The organism is Streptomyces sp. NP-1717, from assembly GCF_022695985.1.
Lineage (GTDB): Bacteria > Actinomycetota > Actinomycetes > Streptomycetales > Streptomycetaceae > Streptomyces.
This window is the reverse complement of record NZ_JAAPBF010000449.1, coordinates 1-1,652: the sequence shown is the minus strand read 5'-3', so window position 1 is coordinate 1,652 and position 1,652 is coordinate 1. Positions and strand designations below refer to the sequence as shown.

At 73.1% G+C, this 1,652-nt stretch carries 2 protein-coding genes; both read left to right on the top strand.

Features of this window, described 5'->3' with window-relative positions; genetic code table 11:
- The first annotated feature begins 220 nt into the window (after positions 1-220).
- Positions 221-1,249, top strand: coding sequence for an alpha/beta hydrolase (locus GXP76_RS35390; RefSeq protein WP_242575719.1), 1,029 nt, complete (start codon positions 221-223; stop codon positions 1,247-1,249).
- Positions 1,246-1,652: acyltransferase family protein (locus GXP76_RS35385; protein WP_242575718.1), on the top strand; the 407-nt coding region annotated here is incomplete at its 3' end. The genes GXP76_RS35390 and GXP76_RS35385, both read left to right, overlap by 4 nt.

The following is a 1,652-nucleotide window of genomic DNA, read 5'->3' as shown; positions in this document are numbered from 1 at the left end:
TGCCCCTCGGGAGGCCCCGACCCCCGCCCACGACCGACAACAGCAACCCATCAAGCCCGTCCGGCGATTGAGGACGAACCGACCACCGGGCGGCACCGGTCAACCCACCCCCTACCCCGGTAGCACCCGCGACTTGGCTCCACGGTGTGACGTCTCATCGCACGTCGGCTTTCTACCTTCCTCCCGCCACACCCCGTGGCCATGACGAGGGAGACGCCAGATGCGCCGCTACAGAAGGACCTTGGTCGCCGTCGCGCTGATGGCCACCCTGGTGTCCGGTACCGCCGGGTGGGCCGCCGGGAGTGGGCAGCAGGCCGTCGGCGGGGCGCCGCCCGGCAGTGAGGAGTGGCGGCGCGACGGGTCGCTGCCCGACCCGGAGACCGCGTCGCCCGGACAAGTCGCAGCTTTCTTCCGCACGTTGAGCCCCACTCGGCAGCGGGACCTCGCCGAGCGGCATCCTTCGGTCGTGGGGAACCTCGACGGCGTCCCCGTCGAACTCCGCTACCGCGCCAACAGGATCGCGCTCGCGGAGGACCCCCGCTACACCCGTCTCGCGGCCCCAGGCCGGCAGATCCTCGCGTTCGATCCGCGTGGCCGGGGCACCGTCGCCGAGGTGTACGGGGATCTGCTGACGTCCCGTCATGTCGCCGTCGTGGTGCCGGGTTCGGACATCGACGCGGCGACGTACGACCGGTCGAAGGACCCGTACGGCACCCCCTCCGGGATGGCCACCTCGCTGCGGGCCGCGACCGAGGGGCGTACCGCCGTGGTGGCGTGGGCCGGTTACACGACGCCCGTCGGCGTCGGGCTGGACGCCGCGACCGGTGGGCTCGCGGAGGTGGGCGCGGAGCGGCTGGTCCGGTTCACCGAAGGGCTGGCCGCCGTCGGTGCCGCGACGCCGAAGCTGTTCTGCCACAGCTACGGCTCCGTGGTGTGCGGGCTCGCCGCCGAGGGGGTGAGGGCTTCGGACATCGTGGTGCTCGGCTCCCCCGGTATGCGCGCCGACAGCGCGGACGCGCTGCGCACGGACGCGAGGGTGTGGGCGGCGAAGGATCCGTCGGACTGGATCTCGAAGGTGCCGAACGTGGAGTTGCTGGGTCTGGGCCACGGCGCCGACCCCGCGGCGGAGGGTTTCGGTGCGCGCCGTGTACCCGCGCGGACCGCGCACGGGCATACGGGCTACTTCGCCCCGGGCACGGACTCGCTGCGCGCCTTCGCCTCGATCGCCACGGGTGGTGACGCGCGATGAGGCTCGCCGAGAGGATCGAGGCGCGGACGCCCGCGTCGCGTGACCGCGCGATCGACGGTCTGCGCGCGCTGGCGCTGCTCGCGGTGCCGACCGGGCACTGGCTGCTGGGCGGGTTCACCCTGGACGACGGTGCGCTGCGCAACGCGAGCCCGCTGAGCGTGTTCGGCTTCTTCGCGCCGGTGAGCTGGGTGCTTCAGATGCTGGGCGTGTTCTTCCTGGTCGGCGGTTACGCGTCGGTGCTCTCGTACCGGCGCAGGAAGGGTTCCACGGCGGCGTGGCTCCGGCAGCGTGTCACCCGGCTGGGGCGCCCGGTGCTGGGTGTGGCGGCGGTGTGGGCGGTGCTGGTTCCGGTGCTGTACGCGGCCGGTGTGCCGGGGACGACGCTGCGTACGGGCTCGACGCT

Coding starts and splice junctions, on each gene's coding strand:
- GXP76_RS35390 (WP_242575719.1), top strand. CDS start 221: ATGCGCCGCTACAGAAGGACCTTGGTCGCCGTCGCGCTGATGGCCACC.